This is a genomic window from Bradyrhizobium diazoefficiens (assembly GCF_016612535.1).
Classification (GTDB): domain Bacteria; phylum Pseudomonadota; class Alphaproteobacteria; order Rhizobiales; family Xanthobacteraceae; genus Bradyrhizobium; species Bradyrhizobium diazoefficiens_C.
In genome coordinates, this window is record NZ_JAENXS010000001.1 from 2,938,716 (window position 1) to 2,953,658 (window position 14,943).

Annotated in this window: 15 protein-coding genes; 8 read left to right on the forward strand and 7 right to left on the reverse strand. The window is 64.9% G+C overall.

Going from position 1 to position 14,943, the window contains the following annotated elements:
* Positions 1–196: 196 nt before the first annotated feature.
* The 5 genes from JJE66_RS13920 to JJE66_RS13940 form a co-directional block, all read right to left on the reverse strand.
* Positions 197–940 carry a CoA transferase gene (locus JJE66_RS13920; protein WP_200514809.1) on the reverse strand — a complete coding sequence of 248 codons (744 nt, stop codon included), beginning with the start codon at positions 938–940 and terminating at the stop codon, positions 197–199.
* Positions 940–1,758, reverse strand: a complete 819-nt coding sequence (locus JJE66_RS13925; protein ID WP_200514810.1) for a CoA transferase subunit A — start codon at positions 1,756–1,758, stop codon at positions 940–942. Before JJE66_RS13925 ends, JJE66_RS13920 begins: the two co-directional genes overlap by 1 nt.
* 33 nt (positions 1,759–1,791) lie before the next feature.
* Positions 1,792–3,105, reverse strand: a complete 1,314-nt coding sequence (locus JJE66_RS13930; RefSeq protein ID WP_200514811.1) for a tetratricopeptide repeat protein — start codon at positions 3,103–3,105, stop codon at positions 1,792–1,794.
* A gap of 15 nt (positions 3,106–3,120) precedes the next feature.
* Positions 3,121–4,143, reverse strand: a complete 1,023-nt coding sequence (locus JJE66_RS13935; RefSeq protein WP_200514812.1) for an aldo/keto reductase — start codon at positions 4,141–4,143, stop codon at positions 3,121–3,123.
* 70 nt (positions 4,144–4,213) lie between these two features.
* On the reverse strand, positions 4,214–4,639 hold the full coding sequence (locus JJE66_RS13940) for a PaaI family thioesterase (RefSeq protein ID WP_200514813.1): 426 nt from the start codon (positions 4,637–4,639) through the stop codon (positions 4,214–4,216).
* Between the two features lie 69 nt (positions 4,640–4,708).
* Here JJE66_RS13940 and JJE66_RS13945 point away from each other — a divergent pair, with 69 nt between their 5' ends.
* Together JJE66_RS13945 and JJE66_RS13950 are read left to right on the forward strand one after the other, a co-directional pair.
* Positions 4,709–5,338 carry an NUDIX hydrolase gene (locus JJE66_RS13945; protein ID WP_409362833.1) on the forward strand — a complete coding sequence of 210 codons (630 nt, stop codon included), beginning with the start codon at positions 4,709–4,711 and terminating at the stop codon, positions 5,336–5,338.
* Between the two features lie 65 nt (positions 5,339–5,403).
* Positions 5,404–6,621, forward strand: a complete 1,218-nt coding sequence (locus JJE66_RS13950) for a hypothetical protein (RefSeq protein WP_200514815.1) — start codon at positions 5,404–5,406, stop codon at positions 6,619–6,621.
* 137 nt (positions 6,622–6,758) lie between these two features.
* On the opposite strand, the gene JJE66_RS13955 is transcribed toward JJE66_RS13950, so the two are convergent.
* On the reverse strand, positions 6,759–7,061 hold the full coding sequence (locus JJE66_RS13955) for a hypothetical protein (RefSeq protein WP_200515359.1): 303 nt from the start codon (positions 7,059–7,061) through the stop codon (positions 6,759–6,761).
* Between the two features lie 193 nt (positions 7,062–7,254).
* On the opposite strand from JJE66_RS13955, the gene JJE66_RS13960 reads away from it, so the two are divergent.
* The 5 genes from JJE66_RS13960 (at position 7,255) to JJE66_RS13980 (ending at position 12,473) form a co-directional block, all read left to right on the forward strand.
* Positions 7,255–7,737: a hypothetical protein gene (locus tag JJE66_RS13960; protein WP_200514816.1), complete on the forward strand. Its 483-nt coding sequence runs from the start codon at positions 7,255–7,257 to the stop codon at positions 7,735–7,737.
* 214 nt (positions 7,738–7,951) lie between these two features.
* Positions 7,952–8,899: a TAXI family TRAP transporter solute-binding subunit gene (locus JJE66_RS13965; RefSeq protein WP_200514817.1), complete on the forward strand. Its 948-nt coding sequence runs from the start codon at positions 7,952–7,954 to the stop codon at positions 8,897–8,899.
* 189 nt (positions 8,900–9,088) lie between these two features.
* Complete coding sequence (locus JJE66_RS13970; protein WP_200514818.1) at positions 9,089–11,200, forward strand: TRAP transporter permease; 2,112 nt, start codon at positions 9,089–9,091, stop codon at positions 11,198–11,200.
* Positions 11,161–11,574 (forward strand): DUF1850 domain-containing protein, encoded by a 414-nt coding sequence (locus JJE66_RS13975; protein ID WP_200514819.1) that lies wholly within the window; start codon positions 11,161–11,163, stop codon positions 11,572–11,574. Before JJE66_RS13970 ends, JJE66_RS13975 begins: the two co-directional genes overlap by 40 nt.
* A gap of 92 nt (positions 11,575–11,666) precedes the next feature.
* Positions 11,667–12,473: an SDR family NAD(P)-dependent oxidoreductase gene (locus JJE66_RS13980; protein ID WP_200514820.1), complete on the forward strand. Its 807-nt coding sequence runs from the start codon at positions 11,667–11,669 to the stop codon at positions 12,471–12,473.
* A 31-nt stretch (positions 12,474–12,504) separates the two neighbouring features.
* Here JJE66_RS13980 and JJE66_RS13985 read toward each other — a convergent pair whose 3' ends face one another.
* Complete coding sequence (locus tag JJE66_RS13985; protein WP_200514821.1) at positions 12,505–14,082, reverse strand: cation:proton antiporter; 1,578 nt, start codon at positions 14,080–14,082, stop codon at positions 12,505–12,507.
* A gap of 70 nt (positions 14,083–14,152) precedes the next feature.
* Between JJE66_RS13985 and JJE66_RS13990 the strand changes: the two genes are divergently transcribed.
* Positions 14,153–14,917: a hypothetical protein gene (locus tag JJE66_RS13990; protein ID WP_200514822.1), complete on the forward strand. Its 765-nt coding sequence runs from the start codon at positions 14,153–14,155 to the stop codon at positions 14,915–14,917.
* Positions 14,918–14,943: the final 26 nt, after the last annotated feature.

The window sequence follows — 14,943 nt, forward strand, 5'->3', positions numbered from 1 at the left end:
TGTGCCAGGGGGCCACGGACGGGCGAGAGTTCCATCCTATAACCATCGAATCGCAAATTGGTTGCGATCTCGTTTGCTCGACCAAGCCCGTCTGGAATACCACCGCGCCACCCATCGGCGATTCGCCCCCAAATCGCCCAATCCCGTCCTAGCAGGCAATTGCGGCCAGACCGATGTTTTTTTCGTGGCGGACCCGTCACGCCGCCTGTTTCATGGTCCGCGCAAAGGCAGGATAAGTCTCGGCAAGTTCGTCGAAAACCCGCCCGCGCAGCAGTGCCAGCGTTGCGGCCTCGGGCCGCGGCGTTTCGCGCACCACCTCCGGCTCCCGATAGTTGAACCCGGTGTTCTCCCTGATGTCGGCCGGTGTGAACGGAGGGTGCACGGAGCGAAGCGCGAAGCCGCCGGCCACGCGATCGAAGTCGAACAGCGCCATGTTGGTCAGAAGCGCATGCGGCCCGCCATGGCGCGGGACCTCCGGCGTGATGGCGCAAGCGCTGACGAAATCGACCTTGGGCACGAACACGCGCGGCGAATGCTCCTCGCGAAACAGGATCACGCGTGGAACGAGATGATAAAGATAGGCCGAGCCGAATGAGCCGGGCCAGCGCACGCCGGTCTGCGGGTAGTCGCCGGCGCCGACCAGATTGATGTTGCCCTGGCCGTCGATCTGGCCGCCGCCGAGGAAGAAGGCATCAACGCGGCCCTGCGCGGCGCAGTCGAACAGCTCGATGCCGCCATTGGTGAAGAAATTGTGCGCCTGCGATCCCAGGATCGAGATGCGCACCGGCGGCTTGCCGTCACGCATCTGGCGGGCGCGCAGCAGCATGGCGCCGGCCGCGGGGATCGGCGACGACGCGCCGACCGCGACATGGCGGATGCCGTCGAGCAGATCGGCAATGGTGGCGATCAGGATCTCGCGCCGCTCGCGCTCGGCCGACATCAGGCCACCTGCCTGCGATGCGTCAGGAAGGTCGAGAGATAGGCGCGAAAGCCCTCCTCGCTGCGTGCCATCGCCGCATAGCGCGCGATCTCGGCCTCGTCGGCTGGATATTCGTCCCATAGCGCCAGCGGCCAGGCACCGCGTGCGGCAACCGCGATGGCATCGACATAGAGCGAGGGCAATACGCCGGCCGCGGAATCCTCCGTCTCCAGCAGATTGCGGTCGACGATGCGTTCCACGGTGACCAGCGTGCGCTTCGAGGCATAAGCGAGGCCGGCGAGCTCGCGATGCCGGCCGATGCGGACATTGCCGGCGCGGTCGGCCTCCGGCGCATGAAAAAGTGCGATATCAGGCGAGATCGCGGGCACCACGACCACCTTGCGCGCCTCGCCGACCGGACTGTCGATCACCTGCCAGTCGGGCCGCACATTGAGGAGATCGCTGCCGATGATGCCTGCGATCGGCATGAACGGCACGCCCTTTTGGCTAGCGAGCAGACCGGCATAGATCGCGGGGCAGGTAGAGTCGCGCAAAGAGAAGGCGCCGCTCTTGACGCCGGCCGTGAAGCGCGGCGCGGCGCCGGCCTCGCCCAGCGACACCGCGCTGGTTTCGAGCGAGGCGACCGCGCCGGCGCCGATCAGGAGATCGGCCTGCATGCCCGAAATCGGCACGCAGATCAGCTTGAGATCACGGATACCGGTTTCGAGCAGCGCCGCGGTCGCCGCCATCGCCACCCCGGAGCCGTCAACGGGAATGGCCAGCGATTGTCCCGGCATGACGCGCGCAGCCAGGGCCTCCAGCGCAACGATCTCGGTCATGGCGTCCTCCGGTCTTGTTTTGTCTATCCTGCCTCACGCCATCGCCGCCTGCCAGCGTGTATCGCGCAAGGACGGCCGGCGGTGCAGGCGGGCGTCGAGAAGGCTGCGGGCGCGGGGCAGCTCGCCGCTGCGCATCAGGGCGACGAGGAAGGTGTCCTCGATCAATTCGCGCTGGGCATGGCTGCCGCCGATGCGTACGACCTCAGTGAGGACGGGCGCGAGCTCGCGCACGCAAGCCGCATAATTCTCATCCGCGAAGGCGACAAGCGCGCGGCAGATCGCCGGCACCACGGGGCCGGCCGGCAGCTTGCCGTCTGAGAGCCGCTGCTCGACCATTGCAAGGCGTGCGGCGAGGGCGTCGCGATCCTGCGTCGCGGCCGCAAATAGCGCCATATGGACGTCGGCGAAGGGCAGGCCAGACTTCGGAAACAGCTCTTGCGCGGTGGCGTCGGCCTCGACCCAGAGCGGCTTTGGCACGGCATGGCCATAGGCTGAGAGGCGCCAGAGCAGCGAGGCGCTGTCGCTGATGATATTGAGTGGCGGCGCCTTCGTAGCGGAGGGCTGGAGCACGTCGGCATAGATCGCAAGCGCCCGCGCCGCATCGCCATGCTCGAGCGCGCCGAGCGCCTGGTGCCAGAGGATATGGCCGTGCAAAATTCCGGCGCGGTCATAGGTTGGAATCCATTCGTCGACGAGACGATCGGCGTCCTCGATCGAGCCGTCCTCGAACATCGCATGCAGCACCGCGTGCGCAGCGTGGGCGTTCTGCCGCCGCAGACTGAAGCCGCGCTCGGTCACCGCGCGGCCGCGGGCGACGTTGCCGTTCTCGGTCATCGCCCAGCCGTAGAGCGTGAGGAACCACCAGTCCTCGCCATAATGTTGCGCGACGCGCTCGCACAGATCCTGCCGCGCCTGGTCGTGGTCGGCCATGCCGGAAAAGGCAAACAGACCGAACGCGCCGAGCGGCAGCGACAGCACCACGGCGTCGCGCGGCCATGTGTCGATGTGCTTCAGCGCCGATGCCAGTGCCTCGGGCGGCCGGCCCTCGATCGCGAGCGCCAGCGTCTCGACATGCGAGCGTTCGCGATCATCGCCGCGCTTCGCCACGAGTTCGCGCGCCAGCGCGGCTTTTTGCCGTGCCAGATCGCCCTGCTGGTAGAACGCGTGCAGCCGCCCCCGCGCGATATGGGCGAGCGCAAAATCCGGATCGGCGGCAATCGCGCGTTCCAGCACCTCCGCCGTGCCGGTCCAGCCCGCGAGCAAGAGATCGACGCCCTCCCGATAGGCGGATGCCGATTCATGCGAAGAGGTGGAGAGTGGCAGTCCGTAGCGGTCTTCAAGCGGCATCGTCGTCTCCCGGTCTCACGCGGTCCGCGCGCGGCGTCCCTCGATCGGATAGGCCGGGTCATTGTAGCCCGGCGTCGAGGGATGGCCCGGTGTCACCAGGCGATCAATCAGCGCCTCATCTTCGGCAGTGAAGCGATAGTCGAGCGCGCGGATGTAATCGTCCCACTGCTCCTCCGTGCGGGGGCCGGCGATGACGGAGGAGACGAAGGCGGAGTTGAGCACCCAGGCGACCGCGAGTTGGCCGGCGGTGATGCCCTTGTTCTCGGCATGGCTCTTGATCTCCTGCGCGAGATTCAGCGATTCCGGCCGCCATTCGGTCTGCATCATGCGGGTGTCGTTGCGGCCGGCGCGCGTCTCCTTCTCCGGAGCCGCATCGGGCTTGTACTTGCCGGTGAGCACGCCGCGCGCCAACGGGCTATAGGCGACGATGCCGAGGCCGTAATAACCACAGGCCGGAAAGTGCTCGACCTCGGGCATGCGGTTCATCGCGTTGTAATAGGGCTGACTCGCCACGGGCCGGTCGATGCCGAGCCGATCGCAGATATTGCAGATCTCGGCGACGCGCCAGGCGCGGTAGTTCGAGACGCCGAAATAGCGGATCTTGCCGGCGCGGACCAGATCGCCCATCGCGCGCACCGTCTCCTCCAGCGGCGTCGCATGGTCTTCCTTGTGCAGATAGTAGACGTCGATGTGATCGGTGCCGAGCCGCTTCAGGCTTTCATCAGCGGCCTGCAACACCCAGCGCCGCGACAGGCCGACGCGATTGGGATCATCGCGCGTATCATTGTTCATGGGATTGGCGAGTTTCGTCGCGAGCACCCAGGCGTGACGGTTGTTGCTGATCGCGCGTCCCACGACCTCCTCGGAGCCGCCCTTCGAATAGGCGTCCGCGGTGTCGATGAAGTTGATGCCAGCCTCGTGTGCTTTCGCAATGATCCGCTGTGAGGCCGTCTCATCGGTCGGCCCGCCGAACATCATGGTGCCGAGGCAGATCGGCGAGACCTTCAGGCCGGAGCGGCCGAGTGGGCGGTACTGCATGGGCTGTTCCTCGACGTTTCGCTGGATGGCAGCATAACCAGCTCCTCGCGGCATTGCGAGCTTGGGGAGCCTACTCCGGCCCCTTCAAAATCTTGAACACGCCATTGGCCATCACCACGCTGCGGTCATCCACGCTCACCTCCGTGCTCATGAAGATCAGGCTGCGCGTCGCGCGCACCACGCGTGGGCGCGAGATCAGGAGGTCGCCGATCTTGCCGGCTTCGACGAAATGGGTGTCGAGCTGCACCGTCGCCATATATTCCTTGCCGGAGACGTAGCGGGCGGTCATGCCGCAAGTGCGGTCCGCGAACGTCATCATCACGCCGCCCTGGACCATGCCGCGGCGGTTGTGGTGCTTGTCTTCGGTCGCGAGTGCGAATTCATAATGGCCGTCGACCTTGCGTTCCCACAACGGGCCGACCAAGTGCATGAAGCCCGTGGTCTCCAGGATGGTCCAGCCGTCTGACTTGAGCTTTGCGGCGGTCTTGCTGGTCATCGTTCCGTCCATCCCTGCAACACTTGATCTCTCCACGTTTCATCAGATGCGGTCCTGGTGTAGTCAAGCATCATGAGAGCTTTCGACGATGCCACCAGGCGGAATATCGCAGAGGCCTGCGCGTCCTTCGCGCGACTGCCCGAGGCGGCCGACCCGTCGGCGCTGAAGCGCGCCGCGGTGGTGCTCGCGTTGACCGAATCCAATGACGGTGCTGACACGGCGTTTCTGCTCACCAAGCGCGCATCGAGTCTGCGCTCCCACCGCGGTCAATGGGCGCTGCCGGGTGGACGTTGCGATGCCGGCGAGACGCCGGTCGAGGCGGCGCTGCGCGAGCTCGAGGAAGAGCTCGCGCTCAAGCTTCCGGCCAATGCGGTGCTCGGCCTGCTCGACGATTATCCGACCCGCTCGGGCTATCTGATCACGCCGGTCGTGGTCTGGGCCGCCGAGAGCGCCGCGATCGTACCGAACCCGGACGAGGTCGCCTCGGTTCATCGCATCGATCTTGCGACGATCGAGCGCGATGACGCCTTCGACTTCACAGCAATCCCCGAAAGCACCCGTCGCGTCATCCGCTTCCATCATCAGATGAGACTGATCCACGCGCCGACGGCGGCGTTGATCTACCAGTTTCGCGAGGTGCTGGCCGGGCGGCCCACCCGCATCACCGATCTGGAACAGCCGGTGTTCGCCTGGAAGTGAAAGACAAAAAAGAGGTAAACGGCGCGTTAACGTGACAGTTACCGGATGCCTGCTAAGAGGGCAGCATGCATCATTCGATTCGAAAATATTTGGCGCTGGTTCCACTCGCGCTCATTCTGCTCGCACCCGTCGCGCGTGGTGGCGAGTCTGACGCGCTGTCGCCGTCCGTCAGCAATGCCAAGGCCCAGCTCTTGTCGCAGTTTTTTGCGCAGGGCGGAGGCGCATCGCCAGCGGTGCTCGAATATCGGCGCAAGCTGCAGGAGTACCAGGCCATCCGCGGCGCCTTCGATGCCGAGGCCGGCGCCTATTGGGGCCAGGTCACGGAGAAGCGGCGTGGCCGCAACGCCAAGCGGCGCAGCGGGCAGCAGATCACGCTCGACGATTACGTGCTGGAACAGCCGCCGGTCTATACCGGGCCGAAGCGGCCGGTGAACCCGGAGCCGGAGGAAAGGCCGGAGCGTCCCGCCCGCAAGCCGCTTCCCGTGGCCTCCGATCTCCTGCGCGCCGCGCAGGACCTCTATCAGTTTACGCCGCAGCGGCCGACCTCCGAGGTTGAGTTCAAGCGCGTCTATGCGCGCTATGCACTGGCGTCCGGGCTCACGCGCGAGCAGGCGGTGCGGGTCTATTCGTTCGAGACCGGAGGCACCGGCAATTACGATGTGCAGGCGGGCATCGAGCATGGCGGCAAGCGCGCGATCTCGACCGCGATGGGCTACAACCAGTTGCTCACCACCAACAGCGTCGAGCTGCTGGCCGAGCAGGGACATGAGTTCATCCGTGCGCTGAGCGGGAAGGTGGCGCAGACCTCAGGCCCGGCGCGGAAATCGCTCGAATTCAAGCTCGCCGTGCTCAAGCGCATGGTCGCGCATGCGACGTCGGTCCCGGACACCTGGTCGGAGCATGAGAAGATCGGCGACACCGCGCAGGGCTGGGCCATGCATGCGATGGTGCTCGACATCGACATCGGGCCGATGCTGCAAACCCACAAGCTCTTGACCTCTGTGATGTTCGCCCGCGCCAAGGGCTACACCCGTCCGCTCACCGCCGCCGAGCTCGAGATGATGAACCTCACCGGCGACGGCACCGGCCTCGACATGGTGACGATGCCGCAAGCGATGCGCGAGCAGGTGCCGACCTCGAACTTCTTCCAGCGCGGCGGCTATGAGCGCAACCCGGTCGCGATCCGCCACAACACGGTGGCGAAGCTGCTCGCGGTGACCGATGCACGGATGGACTCGAACAGCAACAATGCCGGTGCAAGGGAGCTGGCGGCGGCGTTTTAGCCGGGCTGCCGCAGGGTGGGTTAGCCCTGCAGATGTGCGAAGCGCATCTGCTCGGCGTAACCCACCTCCTTCGTTCCCGCAGAGACAGGCAGTGGTGGGTTACGCCTTCGGCTAACCTACCCTACAAGCTCAAGCCCCTACTGATCCGCCCCGAACTTGAACTTGCCGTCGCCTTCCAGATACTGGCCGCTGCGCATGTAGAGCTGACCGTTTTGGCCAATGAAGAACAGCGTGCCCTTGGGCACTTTCTTGGCGCCCTTCAGCAGCTCGCCGGCATTGCTGGTGCCCATCTTGTAGGAAAAGGTCCTGCCTTCCTTGTCATAGGCATAGCCCCTGTCCGGCTTGAGCTCCCACGGCGTTGCCGCGTTTTGCGCGACTGCGGGGGCGGCAAACGCGCCCAGCGCGGCTGCAACTGCAAATATCCTGACTGAAAATGCCATCATCCATCCTCCCCGCCGTGGGGGCCCTTCTTGAACAAATCACGAACGGCATGTCCGGGTCAATTCGCAAAACGCTTTGCAGCACATCACGTCTTGCCCAGCAGTTTGTGATTTTCCCTTCGTCCCCTCGCGACTATGTTCCGCTTTCAGTCTAGAACGCAACACGACAAAGATATTGGTGGGGATGATTCGAATGCGCCACGTCATTAAATTTTGCTGGGCTGCCGCATTGTCGCTGACTGCGCTGGCGCCGGCCGCTCGGGCTGCCGATGATTACCAGCTCAGCCACAACCAGCGGATTTCATGCAGCCGCGGCCTTGCCCCGGGCAAGCTCAACACTGCGACTTGCAGGTCCTACACCTATCTCTTCAATACCAAGACTTCGGAGTATTTTCGCTGCCAGGTCTCGCTGGCGCTGACCCGCGACAACAAGGAAGTCATCAACGTTCAGACCGACGGCGGCTGCACCAAGAAGCCGCGCGTCTTCGAGGCCGACGGGCACTATGATTTCGACGCGACCGAGACCGAGCCGCCGAACACCAATTCGTTCTTCGGCCCCGGCGGCTACTCGATCTGGGCCGCCGACATGACCGCGCAGAAGGTGCGCGGCTGCATCACCATCTCCTCCGGTCTCGGCTCCGACATCTCCAAATGCCTGGACATGACGTTCCAGTGACCGCTTGCCAGTGACGGCTCGCTATTGAAACTGGCTGGCGACGGCGAGGCGTGCTCCAACGACCGGGCTGCGCCACGTCGCCGCACCGGCCGGGTTCCTTGAAAAAATCAAGCCAAAACGGCCGTTTACCGCAGCCCTGTTTTATCTTTTGGATGGGTTGACCCGCCTCCCTCATCCGGCCAATTTCGTCGCTGGTTTGGGGAGTACAACAACCATGAAACGGACGATCTTCGGCGTGGCCGCGGCTTTTGCTCTGGCGGCGTCGGCACCTTGCGCGCAGGCGCAATCCTTCATCAACGTGCTGACCGGGGGCACCTCCGGCGTCTACTATCCGCTCGGAGTCGCGATCGGGAAGATCTACGGCGACAAGATTCCGAACGTGAAGACGCAGGTGCAGGCCACCAAGGCGTCGGTCGAGAATCTCATCCTGCTGCAGCAGGGCCGCGGCGAGCTGGCGTTCACGCTGGGTGACTCGCTGAAGGCCGCCTGGGAGGGCGACGAGGAGGCCGGGTTCAAGACCAAGCTCGACAAGCTCAGGACCATTGGCGCGATCTATCCGAACTACATCCAGATCGTCGCGACCGCCGAGAGCGGCATCAAGACGCTCGCGGACCTCAAGGGCAAGAGCCTGTCGGTCGGCGCGCCGAAATCGGGTACGGAGCTGAACTCGCGTGCGATCCTGGCCGCGGCCGGCATGACCTACAAAGACCTCGGCAAGGTCGAATATCTGCCGTTCGCTGAATCCGTCGACCTCATGAAGAACCGCCAGCTCAGTGCGACGTTGCAATCGGCAGGTCTCGGCGTGGCCTCACTGAAGGATCTCTCGAGCTCGAGTGCGATCACGGTCGTGGCCGTGCCGAAGGAGACCGTCGACAAGATCGGGCCCCCCTTCATCTCGACGGTCATTCCGGCCAACACCTATTCTGGCCAGGACAAGGACGTGCCGACCGCGGCCGTGGTCAACTATCTCGTGACCTCATCGGCCGTGTCGGACGATCTCGCCTACCAGATGACCAAGCTGGTCTACGAGTCACTGCCGGAACTCGCCAATGCGCACGCAGCCGGCAAGGAGATCAAGCTCGAGACGGCGGCCACCGGCAGCCCGGTTCCGCTGCACCCCGGCGCGATCCGCTATTACAAGGAAAAAGGGCTGATCAAGTAGGGTCGGCTCTCGGTATCGGACGTCATGGCCGGGCAAAAGCGCGAAGCGCGTCTTCGCGCAGATGTCCCGGCCATCCACGTTCTATGGCCAGGCGAGAAAGATCGTGGATGCCCGGGACAAGCCCGGGCATGACGGTCAGGAGACGCCGTGCCAATGTTATAAGCGCTGGACGGTTGGGGACGGATTGAGATGCAGGAACAGCCAGAGGGCACCCAAGCGCCCATCAAGGTCGAGTTCGACAATTTCGAGCATGGTTTTCCGGAAGGCTTTGGCCCGGGCTGGTGGGGCACGCTCGCTTACTGGATCGGCATCGCCTTTGCGACCTTCCAACTCTATGTCGCCGCTTTCAATTATCTGCCGAGCCAGGTGGTGCGCGGTGTCCATGTCGGCTTCCTGGTCCTGCTCACCTTTGGCCTGATCGCCAACTTCACCGCCAAGAGCAACTTTGGCCGCGCGTTCGGCTGGGTGATCGGCGCCGCCGGATTCTTCTGCGGGCTCTATCAATGGATCTTCTATGCCGATCTGATCGCGCGTGATGGCGATCCGACCAGGCTCGATCTTGCGGTCGGCACGCTGCTCGCCGTCTTGATCTTCGAGGGGACGCGGCGGCTGATGGGCGCGGCGCTGCCGCTGATGTGCGGCGCGTGTCTCGTCTACTGGTTCTTCGGGCAGTATCTGCCGTCACCACTCAATCATCGCGGCTACGATTTCGACCAGATCATCACCCATCTCGCCTACGGCACCGAAGGTTTTTATGGCGTGCCGATCTACGTCTCGGCGACCTACATTTTCCTGTTCATCCTGTTCGGCTCGTTCCTGGAGCGCGCCGGCATGATCCAGCTCTTCACCGACGTTTCTCTTGGGCTGTTCGGCAGGACCCGCGGCGGTCCGGCCAAGGTTGCGGTGTTCGCCTCCGGCATGATGGGCACGATCTCGGGCTCCGGTGTCGCCAACGTCGTCACCGTCGGCCAGTTCACGATTCCCCTCATGATCAGATTCGGCTATCGCCGCGCCTTCGCCGCCGGCGTCGAGGCCACCGCCTCGATGGGCGGCCAGATCATGCCGCCGGTGATGGGCGCGGTCGCCTTCATCATGGCGGAGACGCTCGGCGTCCAGTATTCGGAGATCGTGAAGGCGGCGGCGATCCCCGCGATGCTCTATTTCGCATCGGCCTTCTGGATGGTGCATCTGGAAGCCGGCAAGCACGGCCTCACCGGCATGAAGCGCTCCGAGGTTCCGAACGCCTGGAAGGCGCTGGTGAAAGGCTGGTATCTCGTGCTGCCGCTTGCGGCGCTCGTCTACATGCTGTTCGAAGGCTTTACCCCGCTTTATGCCGGCAGCATGGGCCTCGCACTCACGGTGGCGCTGATCCTGGGGACCAGCATCATCGCGGGTGTCTCCGGCGCCGCCATCCGTTACGTCTTCTGGATCGGCCTCGCGCTCGTCGTCGCCGCGCTCTCGCGTGACGGCCTGCAGATCGTTCCAGTCGCTTGCGTCGTGGTCGGGCTGATCGTGATCACGGCGTTCGTCCGCGGCGGGTTCGCTGCGTTGCGCTCCTGCCGTGACTCGCTTGCCGAAAGCGCCAAATCCGCCATCACCGTCGGCATGGCCTGCGCCATCGTCGGCGTCATCATCGGCATGATGTCGCAGACCGGCGTCGGCACTATTTTTGGAAGCTGGGTGATCGGGCTCGGTGAGAAGAGCCTGTTCCTGGCGCTGATCATGACCATGCTGCTGTCGATCCTGCTCGGCACCGGCATCCCGACGATCCCGACCTACATCATCACCGCCGCGCTCGCGGCGCCCGCGCTGGCGAAGCTCGGCGTGCCCTTGATCGCGAGCCACATGTTCGCGTTCTATTACGGCATCATGGCCGACCTCTCGCCGCCGGTTGCACTCGCAGCGCTTGCCGCGGCGCCGATCGCGAAGGAGAATCCGGACAAGATCGGCTGGGAAGCGATGCGGATCGCGCTCGCCGGCTACGTCATTCCCTTCATCTTCGTCTATTCGCCGGCGCTGATGTTGCAGGCCGGCGACCCCATGGCGGCCAAGCTCGGCTTCTACGGCGCGGTGGCGCTGGCGAGCTTCAAGGCGCTGGTGGCGATCGCGCTGTTCGGCATGGTCGCGATCGGCTTCCTGTTCACGAGGATGACGTTGCTCGAGCGCCTGGTCGCGCTCGGCGCCGCGATGTGCCTGCTCGGTGACTTCCCGTTCAGCGACACTGCGGGCTTCGTGCTCTCCGCAGCGCTCGTGCTGTGGCAATGGCGGCAGCGCCCGCCGGCGATCGTCGAGGCGATGTGAGTCTCTGCTTCGCAACAGCGGGAGGCGTGAAGGCGCTGGCGCTGTCCGCCTTCACGCTGGTGTGGACGCATTCGATCGCGAAGGTCGACTGGCAGGAAGACTGGCGCGTCACACCGGCCGGCCTCGAACTGGTGCAGGCCCGCGTCAAGGGCACCGGCCCGGGCATGGAGCCGCCGCCCGAGGCACGACTCGTCGACGGCTGGTTTCAATGGCAACCGCGGCACGCACCAATGCCGGAGGTGGTGCTCGGCAATTCCGGCGCGGCCGGAGAATGGCGGTTGTGCCATGACGGGGCGTGCCAGACTCTTTCTGAGATTGTCGGCCACCCCATCGGTGCTAACGTCACCAAAATGAGCGCCTGTAAAGATCCGTAGCCCGGATGGAGCGAAAGCGTAATCCGGGAACAGCGGCCCCGGATTGCGCTGCGCTCCATCCGGGCTACAAAGAACAAAAAGGGAGACACGCGATGGACCGGCTCAAGGGCAAGGTTGCGATGGTGGTGGGCGCCGGTTCGATCGGGCCCGGCTGGGGCAACGGCAAGGCCACCGCCGTGACGTTTGCGCGCGAGGGTGCGCAGGTGTTTTGCGTCGATCGCAATGGCGCTGCCGCCGAAGAAACCGCCAAGATCATCACTGGCGAAGGCGGCAAGGCGACGGCGTTCACCGCCGATGTCTCGCGCGCAGCCGAAGTCGAAGCGATGGTCGCGGCGTGCCTTAAAGCTTACGGCCGTATCGATGTGCTCGACAACAATGTCGGCATCGCCGAGATGGGCAGCGTGGTCGAGGTGACGGAGGAGAGCTGGGACCGCGTCTTCAGCGTCAACCTCAAGAGCGCCTATTTCGCCATGAAGCACGTCATTCCCGGAATGGTGAAGCAGGGCGGCGGCTCAATCATCAACATTTCCTCGATCGCCTCGATCCGCCACATGGGCATCTCCTACGTCACCTACGGCACCTCGAAGGCCGCGATGAACCAGATGACGCGCACCACCGCGATCGACTTCGCCCGGCACCATGTGCGGGTGAACGCGATCCTGCCCGGCCTGATGAAGACGCCGATGGTGGAGCATTCGGCGGGCCTCGCCGCGAGCTACGCCAAGGGCGATGTCGAAGCGATGTGGCGCGCGCGTGATGCGCAGGTGCCGATGGGCCACATGGGCGACGCCTGGGACGTCGCCAACGCCGCGCTGTTCCTGGCCTCGGACGAGTCGAAATATGTGACCGGGATCGAGCTCGTGGTCGACGGCGGGATCACCTGCAAGGCGGGGGCGTAACTCGAATCTCCGCCTTCGCCAGGACGACGAGCTATCCCCCCGCGCTCAGCTCCGCGCGATCCAGATCCTCCTCGATCCGGTGAAACGCGTCATCGCCGATGACCTCGGTGGCGCGCAGGCTGAAGATCGATTTGCGCGCGGCGTCGATGGCGCGGCGGCGCAGCGGGTCGGCGGGCAGTTCGCCGGTGGCGACGCCGCCGTTCGGGTCGTCGTCCGCCCGCATCAGCACGGCGCGATATTCGAGCCGCAGGATTTCCGCTTCCTCGGACGGATCGTCCTCGATTGCATCGAGTGCGGCACGATAGGCGATGGCGCGGGCGCGCGCGACCTCGACGGCGACGGGGTCGTCGTCCCTGAGGTCGAAGGCGAGGATCAGCGGCCGCAGCGTCAGACCCTGGACCACGAGGGTGCCGAGCACGACCGCAAAGGCGCTGAACAGGATGAAATCGCGATAGGGAAAAGCCTCCGGCAGCGCAAAGGCGGCAGCGAGCGTGATGAGGCCGCGCATGCCGCACCAGGCGATGATGAGGCCGCCCTTGGGCGAGGCGACGGCTTTCGGATCCTTCGGGTGATAGACTCCGCGCGCGATCAGCACGTGCAACGACGTGCGATAGAACGTGATCCAGGCAAGCCGGACCACAATGACCGTGAGCAGGATGCAGCCAGCCGCCACGCAATACTCCCAGCGCACGTCCGCGTCGAGCCGTATCCAGATCGGTCGCATCTGCATGCCGATCAGCATGAAGGCGAGCACGTTGAGCACGAACACCATGGTCTCCCAGACCGCATAGGACGGCACCCGCAGCCGCGCCGGCATGCGGGCCGGTGCGCCGCGCGCCATCGTGATCGCGTAGACGACGATGGTGAGGATGCCCGAGAGGCCAAGATGCTCGGCGCCGATCCAGATCATGAAGGTGGTGGTGAACTGCACGATGATCGAACTCGGGGCCTCCGTGATCCGCTCCAGCAGCAGCGGGACGACGCGCGCCGCCACAAACCCGGCGACGGCGCTGCCGACCAGCGCCAGCGCGATGGTCGGCGCGACCTCACTCCATTTCAGGTGCTCCATGGCGACCGCGCCCACGGCGATGCGGTAGATCAGCAGCGCGGTCGCATCGTTGAGCAGGCTTTCGCCCTCCAGAACCTTCACCATCCGATAGGGTAGCTTCACCTGGCTCAGGATCGCGACGGCGGCCGCGGCATCCGGCGGCGCCACGATGGCGCCGAGCGCAATCGCGGCGGCCCAGGGCATCTCAGGCATCAGCCAGTGCGCGACAACGGCCACGCCGATCGTGGTCAGGCCGACCGCAGCCACGACCAGGGTCGAGACCGGAACCCAGTTGTTGCGGAGATCGCGCAGCGAAGTGTCGAATGCGGCATCCAACAGCACCGGTGCGACAAAAAGTGCCAAGGCCAGGCCAGGGTCGAGCGTCCAGGACGGGCCCGACGGCAAGAAGGCGATCAGCGCGCCGCCGATCGCGAGAAAGGTCGGATAGGGGACCTTGATCCGCCGCGCCAGCGCCGATAATGCAACGGCGCCGAGCAGAAGCGCGATGATCCATTCGAATGTCGTCACGACGATCCCCGAAACCGATTTGAGCGGTGCCACAAGCTAGCACCAATCCGGCCGTATGATGGATAGTGCGGCCAGAAAGCAAGAGCTTCCGATTACAACGAACATGCGTCCTTCCGGTCTGATTCAGTTGTCCGGCGTTGTGCTGCTGGGTGCGCTCGCGCTCGGGGCGGCCCATGCCGCGACCGGGGACGAGCCGGCCGCCGTCGTGCAGGTCGACGTTGCGCCATGTCTGGCCGCCGCTGCGGCCGACGACATGGACAAGGCGGCCTCGGCCTGCGCCGCAGTCATCGACAACGAGAAGACCGCAAAGCCCGACCTGATCAAGGCGCTGATCGCACGCGGCGCGCTCCATGCACGGCGTGATCAGATCGACCGCGCCATCGCCGATGACAGCCGCGCGCTTTTGCTCGATCCGACACTCGCCGATCTCTTCAACACCCGCGGCGAACTCTGGCTGAAGAAGGGAGACCGGCCCAAGGCGGTGCAGGATTTTGGGGCGGCGCTCCGGATCGATCCGAATCACGAGAGGGCCAAGGCCAATCACAAGGCGCTCTCGCGCGAGCTCGAGCGGATCGGTGCGCAGATGGCGGTGGCCGGCAAGCCCAGCTTCAATTGCGCAGGCGCGCGCCGCCCCGTCGAGAAGGCAATCTGCGCCAACCGCGAGCTCGCCGACCTCGACCGCGAGGTCTATGCCGCCAATGCGCGCGTGCTGCGTGAGGCGCGCAATGCGGGCGAGGCGAAGGCGCTCCAGCGCGAGCAGGATGACTTTATTGCACGCCGGAACGCCGGGTTCGGCCGGCCGGGCTATGATTTGAGGAAGGCGATGCAGGAGCGGCTGCAAAAGCTGAACGGCGCGGACGGATATTGATGGTGTTCGCCTCATAGGAGGTCGTC

Bases quoted from the DNA above. Each gene is read 5' to 3' on its own strand.
- JJE66_RS13980 (WP_200514820.1), top strand. From the start codon at position 11,667: ATGGACCGGCTCAAGGGCAAGGTTGCGATGGTGGTGGGCGCCGGTTCG.
- JJE66_RS13940 (WP_200514813.1), bottom strand. From the start codon at position 4,639: ATGACCAGCAAGACCGCCGCAAAGCTCAAGTCAGACGGCTGGACCATC.
- JJE66_RS13935 (WP_200514812.1), bottom strand. From the start codon at position 4,143: ATGCAGTACCGCCCACTCGGCCGCTCCGGCCTGAAGGTCTCGCCGATC.
- JJE66_RS13960 (WP_200514816.1), top strand. From the start codon at position 7,255: ATGCGCCACGTCATTAAATTTTGCTGGGCTGCCGCATTGTCGCTGACT.
- JJE66_RS13970 (WP_200514818.1), top strand. From the start codon at position 9,089: ATGCAGGAACAGCCAGAGGGCACCCAAGCGCCCATCAAGGTCGAGTTC.
- JJE66_RS13950 (WP_200514815.1), top strand. From the start codon at position 5,404: ATGCATCATTCGATTCGAAAATATTTGGCGCTGGTTCCACTCGCGCTC.
- JJE66_RS13965 (WP_200514817.1), top strand. From the start codon at position 7,952: ATGAAACGGACGATCTTCGGCGTGGCCGCGGCTTTTGCTCTGGCGGCG.
- JJE66_RS13930 (WP_200514811.1), bottom strand. From the start codon at position 3,105: ATGCCGCTTGAAGACCGCTACGGACTGCCACTCTCCACCTCTTCGCAT.
- JJE66_RS13990 (WP_200514822.1), top strand. From the start codon at position 14,153: ATGCGTCCTTCCGGTCTGATTCAGTTGTCCGGCGTTGTGCTGCTGGGT.
- JJE66_RS13925 (WP_200514810.1), bottom strand. From the start codon at position 1,758: ATGACCGAGATCGTTGCGCTGGAGGCCCTGGCTGCGCGCGTCATGCCG.
- JJE66_RS13920 (WP_200514809.1), bottom strand. From the start codon at position 940: ATGTCGGCCGAGCGCGAGCGGCGCGAGATCCTGATCGCCACCATTGCC.
- JJE66_RS13975 (WP_200514819.1), top strand. From the start codon at position 11,161: ATGGCGGCAGCGCCCGCCGGCGATCGTCGAGGCGATGTGAGTCTCTGC.
- JJE66_RS13955 (WP_200515359.1), bottom strand. From the start codon at position 7,061: ATGGCATTTTCAGTCAGGATATTTGCAGTTGCAGCCGCGCTGGGCGCG.